The 461-nt window shown below is 39.9% G+C and carries 2 tRNA genes; both read left to right on the forward strand.

Features of this window, described 5'->3' with window-relative positions:
* Positions 1 to 128 precede the first annotated feature (128 nt).
* Positions 129 to 202, forward strand: a tRNA-Ile gene (locus tag G1O98_RS38640).
* An 88-nt stretch (positions 203 to 290) separates the two neighbouring features.
* Positions 291 to 363 (forward strand) — tRNA-Ala (locus G1O98_RS38645).
* Positions 364 to 461: the final 98 nt, after the last annotated feature.

Here is a 461-nt window from a genome sequence, read left to right on the forward strand (position 1 = left end):
AGGGAGACCTACACCCCTTACATATCGAAAAACATACAGTTAAATAGATAGTAAGTTGGTCTAACCTAGGTCGGTCGCAGACATGAGCAAAATATAAAAAGCTTTCAAACTATGATTTGGTTCGAAATGGGCTATTAGCTCAGGTGGTTAGAGCGCACCCCTGATAAGGGTGAGGTCCCTGGTTCGAGTCCAGGATGGCCCACCTGAATCAATTAAAAATATAAAATTCAAAATTAAAAATGAAGAAAATTCAATTTTTAATTTTTAATTATCAATTTTTAATTGTATCTGGGGGTTTAGCTCAGTTGGTAGAGCGCCTGCTTTGCAAGCAGGATGTCAGCGGTTCGAGTCCGCTAACCTCCACCTGTGGCGATTGCCATTGAAAAAAATATATTGAGATTTCAGCAACATGACATTCGTGTCAGACTGCTGAGAATGTTCTCAGCCAGAACCTTGAAAAC

Origin of the sequence: Nostoc sp. UIC 10630 (assembly GCF_010747425.1) — a bacterium.
Classification (GTDB): Bacteria; Cyanobacteriota; Cyanobacteriia; order Cyanobacteriales; family Nostocaceae; genus Nostoc.